This is a genomic window from Bacteroides sp. M10, assembly GCF_014334015.1.
Lineage (GTDB): Bacteria > Bacteroidota > Bacteroidia > Bacteroidales > Bacteroidaceae > Bacteroides > Bacteroides intestinigallinarum.
Genome location: NZ_CP060488.1, coordinates 1 through 22291, shown reverse-complemented (window position 1 = coordinate 22291; position 22291 = coordinate 1). Strand labels below are relative to the sequence as shown.

The 22291-nt window shown below is 41.0% G+C and carries 17 protein-coding genes; 10 read left to right on the top strand and 7 right to left on the bottom strand.

Annotated elements, in window-relative coordinates; all coding sequences use genetic code 11:
* The first annotated feature begins 27 nt into the window (after window positions 1-27).
* The 5 genes from H8796_RS00085 to H8796_RS00065 all read left to right on the top strand — a co-directional run bounded on the left by H8796_RS00085 (window position 28) and on the right by H8796_RS00065 (window position 6503).
* Window positions 28-1692: a DUF6377 domain-containing protein gene (locus H8796_RS00085; RefSeq protein WP_117934263.1), complete on the top strand. Its 1665-nt coding sequence runs from the start codon at window positions 28-30 to the stop codon at window positions 1690-1692.
* A gap of 238 nt (window positions 1693-1930) precedes the next feature.
* The gene (locus H8796_RS00080) at window positions 1931-3043 is read left to right on the top strand and encodes a Gfo/Idh/MocA family protein (RefSeq protein WP_117934261.1); all 1113 of its coding nucleotides are present in this window, start codon (window positions 1931-1933) and stop codon (window positions 3041-3043) included.
* Between the two features lie 12 nt (window positions 3044-3055).
* Window positions 3056-4543 carry a Gfo/Idh/MocA family oxidoreductase gene (locus H8796_RS00075; RefSeq protein ID WP_074559144.1) on the top strand — a complete coding sequence of 496 codons (1488 nt, stop codon included), beginning with the start codon at window positions 3056-3058 and terminating at the stop codon, window positions 4541-4543.
* 38 nt (window positions 4544-4581) lie between these two features.
* Window positions 4582-5448, top strand: coding sequence for a DUF1080 domain-containing protein (locus tag H8796_RS00070; protein WP_004299334.1), 867 nt, complete (start codon window positions 4582-4584; stop codon window positions 5446-5448).
* A 146-nt stretch (window positions 5449-5594) separates the two neighbouring features.
* A complete protein-coding gene (locus H8796_RS00065) occupies window positions 5595-6503 on the top strand; it encodes a sugar phosphate isomerase/epimerase (protein ID WP_117934259.1) in 909 nt (302 codons plus the stop codon).
* A gap of 89 nt (window positions 6504-6592) precedes the next feature.
* Here the strand turns inward: H8796_RS00065 and H8796_RS00060 are convergent, their stop codons facing one another.
* Together H8796_RS00060 and H8796_RS00055 are read right to left on the bottom strand one after the other, a co-directional pair.
* Complete coding sequence (locus H8796_RS00060) at window positions 6593-6808, bottom strand: hypothetical protein (RefSeq protein ID WP_117934257.1); 216 nt, start codon at window positions 6806-6808, stop codon at window positions 6593-6595.
* 159 nt (window positions 6809-6967) lie between these two features.
* Window positions 6968-8641 carry a long-chain fatty acid--CoA ligase gene (locus H8796_RS00055; protein WP_117934253.1) on the bottom strand — a complete coding sequence of 558 codons (1674 nt, stop codon included), beginning with the start codon at window positions 8639-8641 and terminating at the stop codon, window positions 6968-6970.
* A 110-nt stretch (window positions 8642-8751) separates the two neighbouring features.
* Between H8796_RS00055 and mtaB the strand changes: the two genes are divergently transcribed.
* From mtaB to H8796_RS00035, 4 genes are read left to right on the top strand one after another with little or no spacing between them, the layout of a single operon-like run.
* Window positions 8752-10071: a tRNA (N(6)-L-threonylcarbamoyladenosine(37)-C(2))-methylthiotransferase MtaB gene (gene mtaB / locus H8796_RS00050; protein ID WP_117934251.1), complete on the top strand. Its 1320-nt coding sequence runs from the start codon at window positions 8752-8754 to the stop codon at window positions 10069-10071.
* Window positions 10072-10073: 2 nt separating this feature from the next.
* Complete coding sequence (locus H8796_RS00045) at window positions 10074-10997, top strand: lysophospholipid acyltransferase family protein (protein ID WP_117934249.1); 924 nt, start codon at window positions 10074-10076, stop codon at window positions 10995-10997.
* On the top strand, window positions 10994-12022 hold the full coding sequence (locus tag H8796_RS00040; protein WP_117934247.1) for a glycosyltransferase family 2 protein: 1029 nt from the start codon (window positions 10994-10996) through the stop codon (window positions 12020-12022). The genes H8796_RS00045 and H8796_RS00040 overlap by 4 nt, the downstream gene beginning before the upstream one ends.
* A 3-nt stretch (window positions 12023-12025) precedes the next feature.
* The gene (locus H8796_RS00035; RefSeq protein ID WP_004326210.1) at window positions 12026-12550 is read left to right on the top strand and encodes a methylglyoxal synthase; all 525 of its coding nucleotides are present in this window, start codon (window positions 12026-12028) and stop codon (window positions 12548-12550) included.
* A gap of 131 nt (window positions 12551-12681) precedes the next feature.
* Here H8796_RS00035 and folB read toward each other — a convergent pair whose 3' ends face one another.
* From folB to H8796_RS00015, 4 genes are all read right to left on the bottom strand, one after another.
* Complete coding sequence (folB, locus tag H8796_RS00030; protein ID WP_004326209.1) at window positions 12682-13053, bottom strand: dihydroneopterin aldolase; 372 nt, start codon at window positions 13051-13053, stop codon at window positions 12682-12684.
* A complete protein-coding gene (locus H8796_RS00025; RefSeq protein WP_004326208.1) occupies window positions 13037-14089 on the bottom strand; it encodes an acyltransferase family protein in 1053 nt (350 codons plus the stop codon). The genes folB and H8796_RS00025 overlap by 17 nt, the downstream gene beginning before the upstream one ends.
* Before the next feature lie 300 nt (window positions 14090-14389).
* A complete protein-coding gene (locus tag H8796_RS00020) occupies window positions 14390-17071 on the bottom strand; it encodes a 4-alpha-glucanotransferase (protein ID WP_117934245.1) in 2682 nt (893 codons plus the stop codon).
* Between the two features lie 131 nt (window positions 17072-17202).
* Window positions 17203-19746 carry an adenosylcobalamin-dependent ribonucleoside-diphosphate reductase gene (locus H8796_RS00015; protein ID WP_117934243.1) on the bottom strand — a complete coding sequence of 848 codons (2544 nt, stop codon included), beginning with the start codon at window positions 19744-19746 and terminating at the stop codon, window positions 17203-17205.
* A 284-nt stretch (window positions 19747-20030) separates the two neighbouring features.
* Between H8796_RS00015 and H8796_RS00010 the strand changes: the two genes are divergently transcribed.
* Window positions 20031-20774 (top strand): NADPH-dependent oxidoreductase, encoded by a 744-nt coding sequence (locus H8796_RS00010; RefSeq protein WP_117934411.1) that lies wholly within the window; start codon window positions 20031-20033, stop codon window positions 20772-20774.
* 104 nt (window positions 20775-20878) lie between these two features.
* Here H8796_RS00010 and dnaA read toward each other — a convergent pair whose 3' ends face one another.
* Window positions 20879-22291 carry a chromosomal replication initiator protein DnaA gene (dnaA, locus tag H8796_RS00005; protein ID WP_008998903.1) on the bottom strand — a complete coding sequence of 471 codons (1413 nt, stop codon included), beginning with the start codon at window positions 22289-22291 and terminating at the stop codon, window positions 20879-20881.

Genomic DNA, 22291 nt, shown 5'->3' with positions numbered 1-22291 from the left:
TTTTTTGTTATCTTTGCTATTACTATTATGAAATTCAACTGTTGTTTTCTGAAGAAGAGGTTTTTGCTTCTGCTGATTGCTTTGGGAATTGGCAGTGTCCTTTATGCGAATGATGAGTTGAAGCTATTGACGGATTCTTTGCGTAGAGTGATAGATGAGAAGCATGTCTATGTTCAAAAGAAAGAGGAGAGGATAAACCGGATAAAATGTATGTTGAAAAGTCCCGGTTTGACTCTTGAAGGGGAGTATAGAATCAATTTACGGTTATATAGCGAGTATAAAAAGTTTCATATTGATTCGGCCATTCATTATGTTGATCGTAATATCGAGATTTCCCACCAGTTGAATAAACCTTATTTTACCAATCAGTCGTCTTTAAATCTTAGTCTTTTGTATTCGATGTGCGGCAGGTTCCGCGAAGCCGAGATTCTTTTGAAAAGTATAAAGACTTCAGAACTCCCCAAAGATTTATTAATAGACTATTATCAGACTTACTCCAGTTTCTGGGGGCATTACTCCATTTCTGTTGCCAACAATCTGTATGGAAAGCAACAATCTGCTTATCAGGATTCACTGTTTGCTCTCATAGATCATACTTCTTGGGATTACCGGATGTCACAAGCTTCTTATTATATCTGGCGTGATACCTTAAAATCGAAGGAAATTTTTAAGGAATTGTTGGATATTGAGGAGGTAGGAACGCCTAATTATGCCATGATTACTCATTCGTATTCCAGGTTATGCCACCATCAGAAGAAATATGATGAGGAAAAAAAATATCTGATGTTGTCGGCGATTGCCGATACCCGGAATGCAACACGTGAAAATGCCTCTCTTCAATCTCTTGCATTGATACAATACGAAGAAAAGAATCTGGCCGATGCTTTTAAGTTTACACAGTCTGCTATTGATGATGTAATTTCTTCCGGCATTCATTTCCGTGCAATCGAAATCTATAAATTCAATTCTATTATCAATACTGCCTATCAGGCGGAACAGGCTAAATCGAGATCGCATCTGACTACTTTTCTTATTTCTACAAGCGTTATCCTTTTCCTTTTGATTCTGCTCGTTGTTTTTATCTATATTCAGATGAAGAAAACGTTGAAAATAAAGCAGGCATTGGCACAAAGTAATGAAGAACTTCTGCGGCTGAACAATAAACTGAATAGTATGAACAGCCAGTTGAATGACACCAATAATCAGTTGTATGAAATTAATGGTATAAAGGAATATTATATAGCCGAATTTTTCGATGTGTGCTTTAGCTATATCCACAAAATGGAGAAATTCCAGAATATGTTGTATAAAATAGCTATTAATAAGTACTATGACGAGTTGATTAAGAAACTAAAGTCGTCCGCGCTTATTGATGAAGAGCTTAGTGCATTGTATGCCCGTTTCGATAAGGTCTTTTTAGGTTTGTATCCTACTTTTGTTTCAGATTTTAATGCTTTATTGAAAGATGAAGAGAAGATTATTTTAAAACCGGATGCTTTATTGAATAGGGAACTTCGTATTTATGCTTTATTACGTTTGGGTATTACGGATAGTGGGAAGATAGCGAACTTCCTCCGGTGCTCTACAAGTACGGTTTATAATTATCGTACGAAGATGAGAAATAAAGCTGCTGTCGACAGAGATGAATTTGAGAACGAAATTATGAAAATTAGTTCAACTCAAGAGACATAATTATCATTTTACTGCTGACCCCCTTTCCAAATCATCTACATTTTTGGGATATACTTAAAGCGTTAAGTGTTTGATTAATAGGGAGAAATACTAATTTGCTATCTACATAAAGTAGTGTAAGTCAAATAAGCCGTTATTTATTTGGCTAGATTTGCAATATCAGTTTTTTACTCATCAGCTTGATGGTGAAAATTGATACTTTATCTATTATTTGTACTTAAATTCACTATGTTTTATTATGAACACGCAATCTTCAGTAGACACGAGAATTAAAGTTGGAATTATCGGTTTCGGTAGAATGGGAAGATTCTATTGGGAAGCGATGACAAAAAGTGGGCGATGGAATATTGCTTATATTTGCGATACCGATCCGGAATCACGTCAATTGGCTAAGAAGTTATCTCCTGAATCTCTTATAGTAGAAGATAATCAAAAAGTTTTTGAGGATGAAAGTGTACAGGTAGTCGGTCTTTTCACTTTGGCCGACTCGCGGATGGAACAAATAGAAAAAGCTATTCGCTACGGCAAACACATTATTTCAGAAAAACCGATTGCAGATACCATGGAAAATGAGTGGAAGGTCGTGGAAATGACAGAAAATACCAACCTCATTTCTGCGGTAAACTTGTATCTGCGGAATTCCTGGTACCATAATCTAATGAAAGAGTATATCGAGCAGGGAGAGATTGGAGAACTGGCTATTATCCGTATTTGCCACATGACTCCCGGCTTGGCACCGGGCGAAGGGCATGAGTATGAGGGGCCGGCTTTCCATGATTGTGGAATGCACTATGTCGATATTACCCGTTGGTATGCAGGCTGTGATTATAGAACATGGAATGCCCAGGGAGTGAATATGTGGAATTATAAAGATCCTTGGTGGGTACAATGTCACGGAACTTTCCAAAATGGTGTAGTCTTTGATATTACTCAGGGCTTTGTTTATGGACAATTATCTAAAGACCAGACACATAATTCGTATGTGGATATTATAGGTACAAAAGGAGTTGTGCGTATGACGCATGATTTCAATACCGCTGTTGTCGATCTACACGGTGTCAATCAGACCATTCGTGTGGAGAAGCCTTTCGGTGGCAAGAATATAGACGTGTTGTGTGACCTGTTTGCTGATTCGGTAGAAACCGGAAAGCGCAGTTCCCGCTTACCGTCCATGCGCGATTCGGCCATTGCATCCGAATATGCGTGGACATTCTTGAAAGACACACGCAAACACGATTTGCCCGCTATTGGTAATTTGCGCACTCTGGAGCAAATACGCGAGCGAAGAAGAAACATGAAAAATGGATATGGATTGTTGCATGGCAACCTTCCAAAGATTATTAACCCTTAAATAAATAAAATCATGTCAAACATTTCGAGGAGAAAGTTTCTCAAAACGGGGGCTGCTGCTTTAGCAGGCATTACTATTGCTCCCAGTACTATTTTAGGTATGAGCCACGGGCATATTTCGCCTACTGACAAACTAAATCTTGCAGCCGTGGGTATTGGTGGTATGGGACATGCCAATATTAATCACGTAAAGGGCACTGAAAATATTGTGGCTCTTTGTGATGTGGATTGGAAGTATGCAAAAGGTGTGTTCGACGAATTCCCCAAGGCTAAAAAATACTGGGACTATCGTAAGATGTATGAGGAAATGGGTAAATCTATCGACGGTGTGATTATTGCAACTGCCGATCATACTCATGCTATCATCACTGCTGATGCAATGACAATGGGAAAACACGTGTACTGTCAGAAGCCGTTGACCCACTCTGTTTATGAATCTCGTTTATTGACAAATTTAGCTGCTTCAACAGGTGTTGTTACTCAGATGGGTAATCAGGGTTCATCGGACGAAGGTACGGATTTGGTATGCGAATGGATTTGGAATGGTGAAATCGGTGATATAACTAAGGTGGAATGTGCAACAGACCGTCCTATTTGGCCGCAAGGATTGAATGTTCCTGAAGGTGTAGACCGTATTCCTAGTACATTGAATTGGGATTTGTTTACAGGTCCTGCTAAAATGAATCCTTACAATGCTATTTATCATCCTTGGAACTGGCGTGGATGGTGGGATTATGGAACAGGTGCATTAGGTGATATGGCTTGCCATATTTTGCATCAGCCGTTTAGAGCATTGAAATTGCAATATCCTACCAAAGTGGAAGGATCATCTACTTTATTGTTGAATGCTTGTGCTCCGCAGGCACAGCATGTGAAAATGATTTTCCCTGCTCGTGAAAATATGCCGAAAGTAGCTATGCCTGAAGTGGAAGTACATTGGTACGATGGCGGTATGATGCCTGAACGTCCGAAAGGATTCCCGGAAGGAAAACAACTGATGCAGAGTGGTGGTGGTTTGACTATTTTCCACGGAACGAAAGATACTTTGATTTGCGGATGTTATGGACAGAATCCTTGGTTGCTTTCTGGTCGTAAACCAAATGCGCCAAAGGTTTGCCGTCGTGTTCCCAATGCTATGAACGGTGGTCACGAAATGGACTGGGTACGTGCATGTAAAGAAAATAAATCTAACCGTATCATGACTAAGTCTGATTTCTCAGAAGCCGGACCAATGAATGAAATGGTAGCAATGGGTGTATTGGCTATTCGTTTGCAAGCGCTGAATAAGACTCTTGAATGGGATGGAGCTAACATGTGCTTTACGAATATCGGTGATAACGAAACGATCCGTACCGTTATCAAAGACGGATTCAAGATTCATGATGGTCATCCGACATTTGACAAGACATGGACTGATCCGATTAATGCGAAACAGTTTGCTGCTGAATTAGTGAAACATACTTATCGTGACGGCTGGAGACTGCCTGATATGCCGAGATAAATTAGAAATTAAAGATAAAAAATTAAATCGTTATTATCATGAAAAAAGTATTTTATCCATTAGCTTGTTGTTGTCTTGCTGCAGGAGTTTTTGCTTCTTGCGGTGGTCAGAAAAAAGCAAATGCTCAGGAAGAACCGAGCAAAGTTGCATTGTCTTACTCTAAATCATTGAAAGCACCGGAAACTGATAGTTTGAATCTGCCTGTTGACGAAAATGGTTATATCACAATCTTTGATGGTGAAACATTTAACGGATGGCGTGGTTATGGAAAAGACCGTGTTCCTACTAAATGGACAATCGAAGATGGCTGTATTAAATTCAACGGTTCTGGCGGCGGTGAAGCTCAAGACGGTGATGGTGGTGACTTGATCTTTGCTCACAAATTTAAAAACTTCGAGTTGGAATTGGAATGGAAGGTTGCTAAAGGTAGCAATTCAGGTATTCTGTATTTAGCTCAGGAAGTTACTTCTAAAGACAAAGATGGTAATGATGTGCTTGAACCTATTTATATTTCCGCACCTGAATATCAGATCCTGGATAATGCCAATCATCCGGATGCTAAATTGGGTAAAGATAACAATCGTCAGTCGGCTTCTTTGTATGACATGATTCCGGCAGTTCCTCAAAACTCTAAACCGTTTGGCGAATGGAACAAGGCTAAGATTATGGTTTATAAAGGTACAGTGGTTCACGGACAAAACGATGAAAACGTACTTGAATATCATTTGTGGACAAAACAATGGACTGATATGTTGCAGGCAAGTAAGTTCAGCGAAGATAAATGGCCTTTGGCATTTGAATTGCTGAATAACTGTGGTGGCGAAAATCACGAAGGTTTCATCGGTTTGCAAGATCACGGTGATGATGTTTGGTTCCGCAACATCCGCGTGAAGGTTTTGGACTAATCAAATAGCAATAAAAGGGCACTGGTTACACGTATTTCACGTTTTTTTGAATGGCGATTGCCATAGAGTAACCGTGAAGTCTGTGTAATCCGTGCCTGTTTTTTTCTATATAAATCTAATAATTGTAATCCCCTGATATCTATTATATGAAAACAAAAATTTATTTATGTGCGTTGGCTGCTCTTTTCATGATTCCACAGGCAATGACAGCGCAAACAAAGAAGAAAGCTAAAAAAGAAGTAGCTATTCAACTCTATTCTGTCAGAGATATATTGAATAAAGTAGACAATAAAGATGGTAAGTGTGACCCCACTTATACTGCTCTTCTGAAGAAATTGGCAAACATGGGATATACCGGTGTTGAAGCTGCCAATTATAACAACGGTAAATTTTATGACCGGACTCCTCAACAATTTAAGAAAGATGTAGAATCGGCTGGATTAAAAGTCTTGTCTTCACACTGTACGCGTGGACTGTCGAAAGAAGAACTTGCTTCCGGTGACTATTCGAAATCACTTGAATGGTGGGATCAGTGTATTGCCGATCATAAAGCTGCCGGTATGAAATATATTGTAGCTCCGTGGATGGATGTACCTAAGACGCTCAAGGATTTGGATACGTATTGTGCATATTATAATGAGATAGGCAAGCGTTGTAAACAACAAGGTCTGTCGTTTGGATATCATAATCACGCTCATGAATTTCAGAAAGTAGAAGATAAAGTGATGTATGATTATATGCTGGAACATACGAATCCTGAATATGTCTTCTTCCAGATGGACCTTTATTGGGTAGTTCGCGGACAAAACAGTCCTGTTGATTATTTTAATAAATATCCCGGCCGCTTCAAGATATTCCATGTTAAGGATCACAGAGAGATCGGACAAAGTGGAATGGTAGGTTTTGACGCTATCTTTAAGAATGCAAAAACTGCAGGTGTTAACTATCTCGTTGCTGAAATCGAGGGTTATAGTATGCCGGTAGAAGAAAGTGTGGAAGTGAGCTTGGATTATTTGTTGGATGCTCCTTTTGTGAAGAGTTCATACGCTAAATAGCGTGTGAATTGCTAAAATAAAGGCATAAAAAAAAGTCTGTGCATGCTTTCGCATGGCAGACTTTCAATTCTCTCTAAGTTGTGTCTGAATTATTCAGCTACAATTGCAGTGCTATCAGCATTCAAAGAATCTGCTGCGGCTGCTGCTGCTTGTTCAGCTTCAAGAGCTGCTGCTTCTACTGCTGCGATTGAGTCAGCGATACGGATAGAATCTGCAGTTGCTTTTGCTGCGTCAGCTGCTTTGTTACCACATGATGCGAATGATACTGCTACGATAGCTACGGCCATCAAAACTAATTTTTTCATTTTCTTTGCTTTTTAAAAACGTAATACAATCAATTGCTTTATTAAAACGTTGCAAAGGTATGTACTTTTTCAATACGTTGTTCTCGAAACACCAACTTTTTTTATATTTTTTTTTGTAACTAGCCACTTTTCTCCCTCTTTCGTATGTTTTAGAACATGCTAATCGACAGCAATACTGTTATATAGGTATCTTTTTATGCTTCTTTTGGGAGTTTTTTCAAATTCCGTAGGATAAAGTTGGATTCTGCTGATTTTTTCATAAGCGGCTACATTGCTGTTCAGATTCTTAAGATTTTCATCCATGATTGTTTTCAGGTTATTCGGATTGTTTAATCCGAGAGAATCCAACGCTTCATAATCGGCATAAACGAGTGCTACCAATTTTTTGTTGCGCTCGATAACGAGACTTTCAAGAATGAAAGGCAGGTTATTCAGTTTTGTTTCCAACTCTTCGGGGAAGATGTTCTGTCCGCTTGAACTTAAGATCATGGTTTTGAGCCGTCCCCGGATGAAAATATTCCCGCTGTTGTCCATGCTACCGAGGTCACCCGTACGTAGCCAGCCGTCTTGTGTGAATACTTCCTCTGTTGCTTCCTGGTTCTTGTAATATCCTACCATCACGTTCTCCCCCCGGACCTGGATTTCTCCGGTTTCTGCTTCAGGGTTTTCTTTATAGATACGTGCTTCCATTATATCCAGAATCTTTCCGGAAGAGCCTAGTACAAATTCATCCCAAGGGGCATAACTGATTAGTGGTCCACATTCCGTCATACCGTAACCTATAGTAAAAGGGAACTTAATTTTGTAGAAGAATTCTTCTACTTCCTTGTCCATAGCGGCGCCGCCGATAATGATTTCCTTAAACCGACCTCCTAGTGCATCAATCAGTCTTTTGCGTATCTGGTTGTAGATCTGTGTGTCGAGCAGCGGAATGTTGAGTGCCCACTTCATACCTTTTTTATTAATGAGTGGCTGGATGATATTCTTATATATCTTTTCGATCACTAGTGGGACAGTAATAATAAGGTTGGGTTTCACTTCCTCAAAAGCCTTCATTATAATCTTCGGAGAAGGAGTTTTACCAAGCAGAGTGACATGGGTGCCGACAGCGGTTGCAGTCAGAAAGTCGAACGCACAGCCGTATGCATGAGCGAGTGGGAGGAAAGAGAGTACTTTGTCTCCCTTTTTAAGAAGTTCGGTGCGGATACCGAAAGTGACATTTCCTGCCAGATTGTTCCCTGTCAACATCACTCCTTTACTGAAACCGGTGGTTCCGGAAGTATAGTTTAATAGCATCACTTTATCATTGGATAAAGTGGTATATTGAACATCTTCGCGGGCAAATCCTTTCGGATATAAAGAATGCATTTCTTTATCGGTATTTTTCAGAAACTTCTGTATGGTTTCTCCGTCACGCTGATAAAGACACCGGAAATCGGTCAGTGAGAATACGCCTCGCAGTCCCGTTAGTTTTTCCTCTTCCAGATTGTCCCAAATGCTGTCGCTGGTGAACAGAAATACGGATTCGGAATGATTGACGATATGATGAACATCGTTGGGCGTAAAGTCTTGAAGGATGGGAACAATGATTGCTCCATACGTGATGGTTGCCATATAGGCGATGCACCAGTGAGCGTTGTTTTTGCCGATAACTGAAATCTTATCTCCTCTGCGGAGGCTACAATGTTTGAATAACAGATGTAAACGGGCGATTTTTTCAGCTACCTCCCCATAAGTATATTGGGTATCTTCTCCATAATCAGTGTAACAAGGTAGATCCCAATTTTCACGAAAACTATTTTCGTATAGTTTAATGAAATTCTCTTTAATCATTGCACGTTTTTTAGTGAATTGTGCAAAAATAAGAATAAACTTTCGTATCCAAAAGCGTTTTACTAATAATAATGTGTAACTTTGCAAAGTTAATGTGTTTATAACAGCTTATGATAGATACCACTGTATTTCAAAATAAGACAGCCGTTTATTATACTTTAGGCTGCAAATTAAATTTTTCAGAGACTTCAACTATTGGTAAAATTCTGCGTGAGGCAGGAGTTCGGACTGCGCGTAAAGGAGAGAAAGCAGATATCTGTGTGGTAAATACCTGTTCGGTGACGGAGATGGCGGATAAGAAATGCCGGCAAGCGATTCATCGTCTGGTAAAACAACACCCTGGTGCTTTTGTGGTAGTGACCGGATGTTATGCGCAATTGAAGCCCGGCGATGTGGCAAAGATAGATGGAGTGGACGTAGTGTTGGGAGCGGAACAGAAAGGAGAATTGCTTCAATATCTGGGCGACCTCCAAAAGCATGAAAAAGGAGAGGCTATCACTACGACGACCAAAGATATCCGTTCATTCTCTCCCTCGTGTTCACGGGGAGACCGTACCCGTTTCTTTTTGAAGGTGCAGGATGGATGCGATTATTTTTGTTCTTATTGCACGATTCCTTTTGCCCGGGGGCGAAGTCGTAACGGGACTATTGCTTCCATGGTTGAGCAGGCCCGTCAAGCGGCTGCCGAGGGAGGAAAAGAAATTGTTCTGACCGGAGTGAATATTGGAGATTTTGGTAAAACAACAGGAGAGAGCTTTTTTGATTTGGTAAAAGCACTGGATCAGGTAGATGGAATCGAACGTTATCGGATATCTTCTATAGAACCTAATCTGTTGACTGATGAGATCATTGAATTTGTATCTCGCTCCCGTAGTTTTATGCCTCATTTCCATATCCCTTTGCAGTCCGGTTGTGATGAGGTTTTGCAATTAATGCGCCGCCGTTATGACACAGCTCTTTTTGCTTCGAAAGTGAAGAAGATCAAAGAGGTGATGCCGGATGCTTTTATCGGTGTGGATGTGATTGTGGGAACCCGTGGAGAAACGCCGGAGTATTTCGAACGAGCTTATCAGTTTATTGAGAGTTTGAATGTGACACAGTTGCATGTGTTTAGTTATTCCGAACGTCCCGGAACGCAGGCCTTAAAAATAGAATATGTGGTTTCTCCGGAAGAGAAACATCAGCGTAGCCAACGTTTATTGACACTGTCGGACCAAAAAACGCAGGCCTTTTATGCTCGTCATATTGGGCAGACAATGCCGGTGCTGATGGAAAAATCAAAGGCAGGTGCTCCGATGCATGGATTTACGGAGAACTATATACGTGTAGAGGTGGAAAGCGATGATTCACTGGATAATAGGGTGGTCAATGTATGTTTGGGAGATTTTAATGAAGAGATGACAGCACTTAAAGGTACAATTCTGATATAAGTATGGGATCAAAACTTATCTACTGGTTGGTATATAGTGGGATGTGGTTGTTTTCGGCACTTCCGTTCCGGGTTTTGTATATGTTCTCGGATTTGAATTATCTGTTGATGTATCATATTGGAAAATATCGCCGGAAAGTAGTTCGGGGGAACCTGTTGAGATCATTTCCGGAAAAAACTGATGCAGAGAGATTGCAGATAGAGCGCAAATTCTATCGCTATCTGTCGGATTATATGCTTGAGGATTTGAAACTGTTGCATATGTCTGCCGAAGAGCTTTGTGTGAGAATGACTTATAAGAATACGGAACAATATCTGGAACTGACTGAAAAGTACGGAGGTATTATTGTGATGATTCCTCATTATGCCAATTATGAATGGTTGATTGGCATGGGTGCAATCATGAAACCCGGAGATGTTCCTGTGCAGGTTTATAAACCGTTGAGAGATCAATATCTGGATAAACTTTTTAAACGTATCCGCTCTCGTTTCGGTGGATATAATATTCCAAAACATTCTACTGCACGCGAAATTATTAAGTTGAAGCGTGATGGGAAAAAGATGGTAGTCGGTCTGATTACCGACCAATGGCCCAGCGGATTTGATAGATATTGGACTACTTTTTTAGGGCAGGAGACTGCTTTTCTGAATGGTGCTGAGCGCATTGCTAAAATGATGAATTTTCCTGTTTTCTATTGCGAACTTAGTAAGAGACGGAGAGGATATTGTGAAGCGGAATTCAAACTAATGACGGAGACGCCGAAAGAAACCAAGGAAGGAGAAATTACTGAAATGTTTGCTCACCGATTGGAGCAGACGATTCGTAGAGAACCGGCATACTGGTTGTGGTCTCATAAACGCTGGAAATTAAACAGGGAGGAGGCTGAACAACAGGAAGAATTGAACAAGAAGAAAGAACAGCAATGAAAGTTTCAGTTGTAATCTTGAATTGGAACGGATGTGATATGCTCCGTACTTTTCTTCCGTCTGTTGTCCGCTATTCGAAAGGAGAGGGGATAGAGGTTTGTGTGGCTGATAATGGCTCTACGGACGATTCTGTGGCTTTGCTTCAACAGGAATTTCCTTCTGTTAGGACGATTGTGCTCGATCGGAATTATGGTTTTGCAGACGGATACAATTTGGCATTACAGCAGGTAGATGCAGAATATGTAGTGCTTTTGAATTCGGATGTCGAGGTGACGGAGCATTGGCTGGAACCAATGGTTGCTTATCTGGATGCTCATCCGGAGGTGGCTGCCTGTCAGCCGAAGATACGTAGCCAGCGACAAAAAGAATATTTCGAATATGCCGGGGCAGCCGGTGGTTTTATTGATAAATACGGTTATCCTTTCTGTCGGGGGCGTATAATGGGCGTTGTGGAGAAAGATGACGGTCAGTACGATACAGTGATTCCTGTTTTCTGGGCGACGGGGGCAGCCCTGTTTATCCGACGCGCTGATTATATGAATGCCGGAGGATTGGATGGACGTTTTTTTGCACACATGGAGGAAATAGATTTGTGCTGGCGACTTCGTTCGCGAGGACGTGAGATTGTTTGTGTGCCTCAAAGTGTTGTCTATCATGTGGGGGGAGCTACTCTTAAAAAAGAGAATCCTCATAAGACTTTTCTTAATTTCCGTAATAATCTTGTCATGCTCTATAAGAATCTTCCACAGGAGGAGTTAAATAAAGTGATGCGTATCCGGGCCTGTCTTGATTATGTGGCAGCGTTTAATTTCTTGTTGCAAGGACATTGGGACAATGCTCGTGCCGTCATGCGTGCACGGAAAGAGTACCAACAGCTACGTCCTTCATTTTCTTTATCCCGTGAAGAGAATATGAGAAAAAAAACTTTGAATCCGATACCTGAACGGACAAAAAGTAGTATCTTGTGGCAGTTTTATGCGAGAGGATGCAAAAGATTCTCTCAATTGTCGGATTTAAAAGGATAGCAAATGAAAGCAAAGGTTAGAAGAGGCATCGGGCTGGTAGCGCATGATGCAATGAAAAAAGACCTCATCGAATGGGTACTGTGGAACTCGGAACTGTTGATGGGAAATAAATTCTATTGTACAGGTACTACCGGTACTTTGATATTGGAAGCATTAAAAGAGAAGCACCCTGATGAAGAATGGGATTTTACGATTTTAAAATCAGGTCCGCTGGGTGGTGACCAACAAATGGGATCACGTATTGTGGATGGACAGATTGACTATCTGTTTTTCTTCACTGACCCTATGACATTGCAACCGCATGATACGGATGTGAAAGCATTAACCCGCTTGGCTGGTGTAGAAAACATTGTTTTTTGCTGTAATCGTTCTACGGCGGATCATATTATTTCCAGTCCGTTATTTATGGATCCTGACTACGAGCGCATTCATCCGGACTATTCCAGTTATACGAAGCGTTTCCAGGATAAACCTGTGGTGACGGAGGCTGTAGAATCGGTAAATAGAAGAAAAAAGAAGAGAAAATAAGCCGGTAGTTTACGGCTGTGAAAATAGAAGCAGATCTTGCTTAAAAAAGGAATGCAGATGATACGGATTACTTTATTAATATCGTATTATCTGCATTTCGTCATTTATGTTTCATTTCCAACTGTGATATCTTATTTCCTGCTGCAGTGTAGCTCAATTCCTGCGGACTCTATATCTGCTCCCATCGGTGGGTTTCGTTTGGAAAGCCGGAGTTCGATTTCTTCAATACAGGGGAATTGGTCAAAGAGTTTTTGTATAATCCGTCCGCTAACGTGTTCCAGCAATTTTGAGGGAACAGCCATTTCATTTTTTATCACCTGATGTACTTCGGCGTAGTTGACGGTGTCGGCAACTTCGTCTGTTCGGGTAGCTTTGCTGATATCCACTTTCAGTTTCAGGTCAATGATATATTCATTTCCAATCAGATTTTCTTGCGGTGCAACTCCATGATAGGCGTAACAACGAATTTCTTTCAAAAGAATATAGCTACTGTTTATCTTCATATACTGTCTTTTTAGTGTGATCTTGTTTGACTTTTAACAGGTCTTTCTGTGCAACCATTTGTGGAATCACTTTTAGAAAGACGGGGGTGAGCAGAATGCAGATGCTTAGTGTTATAAGCAAAAGTACACTTGCCTGTGCCCAACTATTGTGAATATAACGGCTGACCAATGGACCTAAAAAATGAAGTATCGGTCCATGAATACTCAAGGTGATGATCGAATATCGCCCTAAGTAAGAGATAACCTTTATTTCCTTCACTTTTTTGCAAAGTAACATAATCATAAATATTCCTGCAAATGCAGCGATATATACTTGAAAAATATTTCCCGCATAGTTGTTGGTGCGCATACCCAATGTGGTAGCGGTAAAGTACATGACTACCAGTGCCAACAGAATGAAAACCGGGATCAACTTGTCGAAACGATGACTGGGATACAGAAAAAAGTTATACCGCCGAATCCAGAAACCGGCTACATAGAAAGGGAGGGCGGTCATGGAAACATCTATATACAAAGGCAACTCTATCTGTAACTTTCCGAGATAAAATCCTGTGCAACCAATCAGGAGTGTGACAGCAAACATGATAGGCAAGTGTTTCTCACGCAGAAAGTGGATCAGATAAAACAGGATATTGCAGTTGAATAGTGCAAGTAGGAACCAAATCGGAGGATTGAACTTGATAAGGTCATGTCCATGAAACACTACCAGGAGCTCATTCCATGATACAGGCAGTTGAAATACCCCGGGTGCTATTTTCCAAACGATATATTTCATTAGAAATGCGCTTAGATAGAAGAAAAGAAAAGGGATAATCAACTTGTTTATTTTCCGTAGGATAAATCCGAACAAGCCTTCGTATGATTTGAAAAATACTCCGGAGATAAAGAAATAAAGCGGCATGCGAAAACAGGAGAGCATGGAATTGGTATCCAGCTGTTCGAAGGCTCCTCCAACGTGCGCTATTACTACAAGGATGATGCAGACTCCTTTGGTTAAGTCCACGAAATCAATACGTCTGCTTTGGTTGCCTTCCATTATCTCTTTTCAATTTCACTTTTTCGGCGCAAAGATACTTCATAAATTGGAATAAAAAGAGGAAGATTGAAAAAATAAACGAATGATACGCAAAGCGAAAAAGTATGATATAAGGTAATACTGTTATTGCGAAAAAAAACGTTGGCTGTGTTTTGAAATTCCTTATTTTACCTCTATTGGCAATATATCTTTAAAAAACGAATGACGCGGATAATATTGATTTTAGAGTTCTTAATCTAGTGTTATCCGCGTCAGTAGTGTCCGGAAAATGTCCTTTAAAAAGAGTTAGTGTCTTTTATCTTATTTATTCGGATCTCTTCCTGTGTTTTTTATCAGTTCACAAATCTTATCATTGAGTGTTTTTGCTTTCATCAACTGTTCCAATGTGAGGTGCATCCGGTATCGCCAATAATTTCGTGGATTTGATGGAACATTAATCCGTTCTTCCGTCACATTCGGATTTCTCCATTTCTCGTCTATTGATAACCAATCTTGGAAAGATAAGATACAGAGAATAGAATTACTGTTGAGATGATTGCGTACAATTTCCTCGCACAGCTCCGGAGTAGCAGTGGTTGGTGCGGCGCCGTAGTGTCCTAACGTTGCATTATAGTAACGTTGGGTCTGTTGATAATCTTCTTCCCACCAGCCACGCAGGGTAGACATATCGTGGGTGGAGATTGTGCAGACAGACCGGTATGGGTACTCATTTAAATGCCCGAATTCATACATCGGATTTTTAGGCATCCGCTGAATTTCCAAACTAAGAATACGGAGATCATTCATCACTGACGATACACAAGCAGGAATCATTCCCAGATCTTCTCCACAAACCAACATACGGGTTGATTGTGTCAGCTGGGGCAATTTCTTCATAGCCTGTTGATACCAGAACTCATTGTGCCGGTGATAATAATACTGGTCGTATAGCTTGTTAAAAGCATTCTTTTCTTCTTCGTTTAGCAATCGGAATACAAAATCCCGCTGTACGCCGATGCGAGGGTGGAATTTCCCTTCCTCCTTTTTGTCCGCAACAAATAAAACATTACTGATTAACGAATAAAGCCCTTCCCGAATCCAGATACTATCTTCATCGTTTCTGCCGGCAAAGAATTGTTCTACTTCCCTTTGTGTCTCAAATCCCGGTTTCATCCGATAGGTACCGGAGTCGTCAACTAATTGAAGAAAGTCCTGTTTTACTAAATTGGTATGTGGTCCGAACAACTGTCCAAGGAAAGATTCATGAATAGATGGGAGCAGGTATTCATCCCGGAATGTGAAACCATAACTTTCGATTTCTTCCCGGCTCATAGGGAGGGAAGGATCGAACTGACCTAACAATCCGTGTACGGCGTGCATCGGTATTTCCCAGATACGGAAAAAACCGAGGATATGATCGATCCGATAGGCATCAAAGTATTCTGCCATTTTCTGAAAACGTTTCATCCACCAGCGGTAGCCGTCTTTTTCCATGACATCCCAGTTATATGTAGGAAATCCCCAGTTTTGCCCGTTGATGGAGAAATCATCGGGTGGAGCACCTGCTTGTCCGTTGAGATTGAAGTAATGAGGCTCTGTCCAGGCTTCCACACTATTGCGGCTGATACCGATTGGAATATCTCCTTTTAATACGACACCGTGTTGACGGGCATATTCGGTTGCAGACAGTAATTGCAGGTGCAGGTGATACTGAATATAGTAATACAATGAGATATGAGGATAGTCTACAGTTTCCGGCTGGCACATTTTTTCTATATCTTCCGCATTATAAACAGAGTGTCGTGGCCATTTACGGAAATTGGGCGTTTTGTAGGCGTCGCGCAGATAACTGAAGACTGCATAGGGTTGCAACCATTCTTTGTTGGCTTCAAAGAAGTCTTTGAAACCTTTGGAGGCCAAAACCTTTTCTCCTTCCTGCCGGAATAGTAAGTTGAAAAACTCCCATTTAGTCTGGTTGACTGCTTCGTAGTCAATGGCAGGCAGGCTGTTCAGCTCCTTTTGCTTTTTGCTAAATTTTGATACGGCTTCTTTATCTTTCAGAGTTCCCATTTGCTTGATATCCGCATACATCGGGTGGAAAGCATAAATGGAAATACTGTTATAGGGGTAAGAGTCGATCCATGCATGAGTCATGGTGGTGTCGTTGACCGGTAAAATCTGAATAACTTTCTGATGGGTGCTCACTGCCCAGTCGATCATACGTTTCAAGTCACCAAAATCACCTACTCCAAAACTTTTCTCCGATTTTAAGGAGAATACAGGTATAGCGATTCCTGCGCCTTTCCAGGCAGGAATGTCGAAATAGGCATACCGGTCGGAGATCACGAGCGTTTCGTTTGTCTTCAGTTCCGGGTCTGCCAGATAACGGTTGGGGTTTTTCTCCCAGCAGTCCGCTTTCTTTTCTTGTTTGTTGTAGAGGATGAATTTGTATTCCAGCGGGTATTTTAGTTTGCTGGCATCCAGCTCTATCTGCCACTCCGGGAAATTGGCATCACTCATTAGAACCGCTTTCTCCGGGTCCCAGTGGCCTAATGATTTCTGGTTACCACAGATCGCCAGACAATAATCTTTATTGATATGTGGAGCATAGGCTTTGATAACCAGTCCCTTTTTATAACTTTGCGGGATACTCTCTCTCTCGGGATGTGCCAGTAAAGCTTCTGTAAAAGCTGAACTATACAGATACGATTGTTCCGGGATGTTTTTCCAGCAATCATTGATTCTGTATATCTTCTTGGAAGTGCCCGATAGGCAAATAGATCTCGGAAAACTGTCCCATTCCCTGCGGATAACTATTCCGTTTTGTTCTATCTGATAGTTATAATTGATAATCATCCCTTCATGCGGGATTTCAAGCTCAACTTCTGCCGTCCAATAGATACCATCAGTGGTGTGTAAAGGAATTGATTCCGGAAATAAGCCGGAAATCCTTACTTCTTCTCCCCAGTTGGTGCGGTATTCAATATTAAATGATAGAATCATATATATTAGATTTTAATTGTATATGTAAGACACTGCAAGTATAAGACATTTTTTTGAATAAAAAATAAAAGGAGCCGCACCGGACTCCTTTTAATCTTTTGTTTATATATTAATTAACATACGTAGGACTATTATCCACACCTGGAAGCACCGCAAGTTGTACAAATCAGACAGCCTTCCTGATAAACCAATGTCTCATTACCGCAGTTCGGGCATTTCTTACCTTTGGCTTCTGTTCCATCCTGAATATACTTCTTCAATGCACGTTCCACACCGTTTTTCCAAGTGTTGATACTTTCACTGTTTAATTGGAGAGAGCCAACCAGTTTGATAACCTGTTCAATCGGCATCCGGTAGCGAAGCACGCCGGAAATCAATTTTGCATAGTTCCAGTATTCTTTGTTGAACTTCTCTGACAATCCTTCAATGGTCGTCTTATATCCGCGTTTGTTCTCGAATTGGAAGTCGTAACGTTTGGTACCGTCTTCATCTACATTTTTGATGATACGTCCGCAAGTCACGCTCTTAGGCAACAAGATACCTTCATCATCATCTTGCAAACCTGTGAATATTTCATAAGGGTGCCCATCTAATAATCCGACAAAAGCTACCCATTTTTCTTTGTTGTTCTGGAAACGGACAACATCTGCTTCCAATATTCTCGGACGTACCTCTACAACCGTAGGCGGTTTGCAAGGAGGAAGGTCTTCTTTCTTTTCCTTATCCGATTTAGTGGAAATCAAAACTCCAGAGCGTGAACCGTCGCGATATACGGTACAGCCTTTACAGCCGGATTTCCATGCTTCTACATACAGACGGTTTACTAAATCCTCGTCTACATCGTTTGGCAGATTGATTGTTACGCTGATGGAGTGGTCTACCCATTTCTGGATTCTTCCCTGCATCTTCACTTTCATCAACCAGTCGACGTCGTTGGAAGTTGCTTTATAATAAGGAGATTTGGCAACCAGTTCGTCAATTTCTTCTTGAGAGTAGCGTCTGGCCGGATCGTATCCGTTAGCTTCCATCCAGGTCACAAACTTATGATGGAATACGATATACTCTTCGAATGCATCTCCTGTTTCGTCTACAAAATCTACATGTACATTCGTATCGTTCGGGTTTACCTTTCTTCTGCGTTTGTAAACAGGCAGGAATACAGGTTCAATACCCGAAGTAGTCTGTGTCATTAAACTGGTCGTTCCGGTTGGAGCAATTGTCAGGCAGGCAATGTTACGGCGACCGTATTTCTTCATATCCTCATACAGTTTCGGGTCGGCTGCTGCCAAACGTTGGATGAACGGATTGTTCTGTTCACGTTCGCTATTGTATATTTCGAAAGCACCACGTTCTTTGGCCATTTCCACTGAAGAACGGTATGCGCCGAGGGCGACTGTCTTGTGTACTTTTTCAGAGAATTCTGTCGCTTCTTCCGTTCCGTAACGCAATCCCAATGCAGCAAGCATGTCACCTTCTGCAGTGATACCTACACCAGTACGGCGACCTTGTCCGCTCTTCTTGTAGATTTTCTCCCAAAGTGCGCGTTCTGCATGTTTTACTTCTTCATTTTCCGGATCTTCGTCAATCTTGGTCATGATACGTTCGATCTTCTCGAGTTCGAGGTCGATGATATCGTCCATGATCCGTTGAGCAAGAGCCACGTGTTTCTGGAACAGATCAAAATCAAAAGATGCATCCGGTTTGAACGGATTCACTACATAGGAATATAGATTGATAGCCAATAGACGGCATGAATCGTAAGGACATAGAGGAATTTCTCCGCATGGGTTGGTAGATACAGTTCTGTAACCCAGATCTGCATAACAATCAGGCACAGACTCACGGATAATCGTATCCCAGAATAAAACTCCCGGTTCTGCCGATTTCCATGCATTATGAACGATTTTCTTCCACAAGGTGGAAGCGTTGATTTCTTTGGTAAATGTCGGGTTGACAGAGTCAATAGGATATTGCTGTACATACGGCTTTTCGTCTACGGCAGCCTGCATGAAAGCATCGTCCAGCTTGACAGAAACATTGGCTCCTGTCACTTTACCTTCAGTCATCTTGGCATCGATAAATGCTTCAGAATCCGGATGCTTGATGGATACACTCAACATCAGTGCACCACGACGTCCGTCTTGAGCAACCTCACGAGTGGAATTCGAATAACGCTCCATAAACGGAACAAGACCGGTAGAAGTCAGTGCCGAGTTTTTAACGGGAGAACCTTTCGGACGGATGTGTGATAAGTCGTGACCTACACCACCGCGTCTTTTCATCAGTTGTACCTGTTCTTCGTCGATTTTGATAATAGCACCGTAAGAGTCGGCTGCGCCATCCACTCCGATAACGAAGCAATTGGATAGTGAAGCAACCTGATAGTCGTTACCGATTCCTGTCATCGGGCTACCTTGGGGGACGATGTACTTGAAGTGATCTAATAAATCATACAGTTCTTTTGCTGTCAACGCATTCGGATACTTTGATTCTACGCGTGCCACTTCATTTGCAATTCTCCAATGCATGTCTTCCGGAGATTTTTCATAGATATTACCGAAAGAATCCTTTACTGCGTATTTGTTTACCCAAACCCTTGCAGCAAGCTCGTCGCCTTGAAAATATCGTAAAGATTCTTCATAGGCTTCGTCGTAAGAATAAATTTGTTTTTCCACGATTCAATGTGTGTTAAATCTCGTTTTTAATAAGTAATGTGTAGAAGTTTACTTATCGTTAACAAATGCAGCCGCAAAGCTAAGAATGTTTTTTCATCTATCAAAATAAAAATGAAATAATTTATTAACAGGTTGCAAGTTTTCCATTTGTCTATGCTAAGTGTTTGATAAACAGTTAAAATTGAATTTTGTTCAAAGGTTAAAGTTCTCCAAAAAGAAAACTATTCTATTCTGTTAGTGTGGTAGAATATTTTTTTCTTTTTATATCTTTGCAAAAAAAAGATATGTTTGAAACCGTAAAGAACAGAAGAACTATCCGGAAATATCTGCCTAAAGATATAAATCCTAGTTTGTTAAATGATTTGCTCGAAACCTCTTTCCGTGCTTCTACGATGGGGGGAATGCAACTTTATAGTGTAATTGTGACTCGTGATGCAGAAATGAAGGAGAAACTTTCGCCTGCTCATTTCAATCAGCCTATGGTAAAAAATGCACCGGTCGTATTGACTTTTTGTGCTGATTTCCGTCGTTTCAGTAAATGGTGTGAACAACGGAAAGCTGTGCCGGGCTATGATAATTTAATGTCTTTTATGAATGCGTCTATGGATACTTTGCTCGTTGCGCAGACTTTCTGTACACTGGCGGAAGAAGTAGGACTCGGCATTTGTTATCTGGGGACTACCACTTATAATCCTCAAATGATTATCGATACTCTCCAACTGCCTGAATTGGTATTCCCTCTCACAACAATAACGGTAGGCTATCCGGATGGTATTCCCGCCCAAGTCGACCGTCTACCTTTGGAAGCTGCTGTGCATGACGAAAAATATCACGACTATACACAGGAAGAGATAGATAAACTCTATGCCTACAAAGAATCGTTGCCGGAAAATAAGCAGTTCATCGAGGAAAATAAAAAAGAAACATTGGCTCAGGTTTTCACGGATGTGCGTTATACAAAGAAAGATAATGAATTTATGTCTGAAAACTTGTTGAAAGTACTCCGCCAACAAGGGTTCTTAAAATAAGTATTAGGTATAAAGTATTAAGTATTGCCGTACTGATGTGAAACTGCATTATAAATGCGTGTTTGCACGGACAATACTTAATACTTTATACCTAATACTTGATTCTAGTTTCTCTTCTTCAGTAACGACTCTATTTCCTGTACTTCTGCATTAAAGCTCTTGTCTACCTCCAATTGTCCTTTTACGGTTTTGCAGGCGTGAAGTACGGTTGCATGGTCTTTGTTACCAATGAACTTACCTATCTTAGAAGTTGAAAAGTCTGTGTGGTTTTTAGCCAGATACATGGCGATCTGTCGTGCTTGGACGACTTCTCTTTTTCTGGATTTTGTATGTATGGCAGACGGCTCCAGGTCGAAATGTTTGCATACCACTTTGAGAATATCATCAATAGTGACAGCTTTCGTTTCATTGTGAACCACGCCATGTACAATGTGTTGTGCCAAATCCAGGTCTATTTCCTTGTTGAAAATAGTAGAACGGGCCATGATGGCGATGACGATACCTTCCAAATCACGTACACTTTCATTCACATTTTCAGCAATATAGTCGATCACTTCTGCCGGGAATTGTAACCCGTCGCGGTGTATCTTGTTGCGTAGAATGTTTTTGCGAAGTTCTACGGTCGGTTTTTCCAGCTCGGCTACCATACCCCATTTGAAACGGGTCAGGAGGCGCTCTTCGATACCCTGCAATAATACAGGAGCACGGTCCGAAGTCAATATGAGCTGTTTACCATTCTGGTGTAAATGATTGAAGATATGGAAGAAGTTGTTTTGAGTCTTGGTGACACCGGCAAACTCCTGAATATCATCAATGATTAATACATCAATCGTCTGATAAAAATTAATAAAGTCGTTGGTCGTGTTATTACGTACAGAATCCGTATATTGTACCTGGAACAAATGTGCCGAAACGTACAATACTCTTTTCTCTGGATAAATTTCTTTGATTTTCGTGCCTATTGCGTTTGCCAGGTGTGTCTTTCCCACTCCGGATGCTCCATAAAGGAATAACGGGTTGAAAGCGGTCCCTCCTGGTTTTTGCGCTACAGCTTCTGCTACACTTCTTGAAAGTTTATTGCTGTATCCTTCAATGAAGTTCTCAAAATTATAATTGGGATTCAAATGCGGGTCCAGATCTTGAACGGCAGGAGCCTGTAAGAAGCTGGGAGCTTTGTTGCCTCCGATTATACTTTTAGGGGTAACAGCTGTAGAACGATTGCTTGCTTCGAGATTCACGGTTTGATTCGGAATCGAAGTCTTGTCCACCATGACGTTGTACATCAACTTGGTGCCTTCGCCAATGACCTTATATAATGTCTTGCGTATTAGATCTACGAATCTCTCTTCCAGGATTTCATAGAAAAACTGGCTCGGGATCTGTAAGATCAAAGTTTTGTCCTCATATTTCAACGGGACAATAGGGGCAAACCAAGTATTATATGTCGTCTCAGGAACATTGTCTTTAATTACGTCGAGACAGCGGTTCCAAAGTACGACATGATTTGATTCAATCAT

Coding starts and splice junctions, on each gene's coding strand:
- dnaA (WP_008998903.1), bottom strand. CDS start 22,291: ATGATTGAATCAAATCATGTCGTACTTTGGAACCGCTGTCTCGACGTA.
- H8796_RS00020 (WP_117934245.1), bottom strand. CDS start 17,071: ATGATTCTATCATTTAATATTGAATACCGCACCAACTGGGGAGAAGAA.
- H8796_RS00070 (WP_004299334.1), top strand. CDS start 4,582: ATGAAAAAAGTATTTTATCCATTAGCTTGTTGTTGTCTTGCTGCAGGA.
- H8796_RS00025 (WP_004326208.1), bottom strand. CDS start 14,089: ATGGAAGGCAACCAAAGCAGACGTATTGATTTCGTGGACTTAACCAAA.
- H8796_RS00010 (WP_117934411.1), top strand. CDS start 20,031: ATGTTTGAAACCGTAAAGAACAGAAGAACTATCCGGAAATATCTGCCT.
- H8796_RS00065 (WP_117934259.1), top strand. CDS start 5,595: ATGAAAACAAAAATTTATTTATGTGCGTTGGCTGCTCTTTTCATGATT.
- H8796_RS00075 (WP_074559144.1), top strand. CDS start 3,056: ATGTCAAACATTTCGAGGAGAAAGTTTCTCAAAACGGGGGCTGCTGCT.
- H8796_RS00040 (WP_117934247.1), top strand. CDS start 10,994: ATGAAAGTTTCAGTTGTAATCTTGAATTGGAACGGATGTGATATGCTC.
- H8796_RS00055 (WP_117934253.1), bottom strand. CDS start 8,641: ATGATTAAAGAGAATTTCATTAAACTATACGAAAATAGTTTTCGTGAA.
- H8796_RS00060 (WP_117934257.1), bottom strand. CDS start 6,808: ATGAAAAAATTAGTTTTGATGGCCGTAGCTATCGTAGCAGTATCATTC.
- folB (WP_004326209.1), bottom strand. CDS start 13,053: ATGAAGATAAACAGTAGCTATATTCTTTTGAAAGAAATTCGTTGTTAC.
- H8796_RS00080 (WP_117934261.1), top strand. CDS start 1,931: ATGAACACGCAATCTTCAGTAGACACGAGAATTAAAGTTGGAATTATC.
- H8796_RS00085 (WP_117934263.1), top strand. CDS start 28: ATGAAATTCAACTGTTGTTTTCTGAAGAAGAGGTTTTTGCTTCTGCTG.
- H8796_RS00035 (WP_004326210.1), top strand. CDS start 12,026: ATGAAAGCAAAGGTTAGAAGAGGCATCGGGCTGGTAGCGCATGATGCA.
- H8796_RS00045 (WP_117934249.1), top strand. CDS start 10,074: ATGGGATCAAAACTTATCTACTGGTTGGTATATAGTGGGATGTGGTTG.
- mtaB (WP_117934251.1), top strand. CDS start 8,752: ATGATAGATACCACTGTATTTCAAAATAAGACAGCCGTTTATTATACT.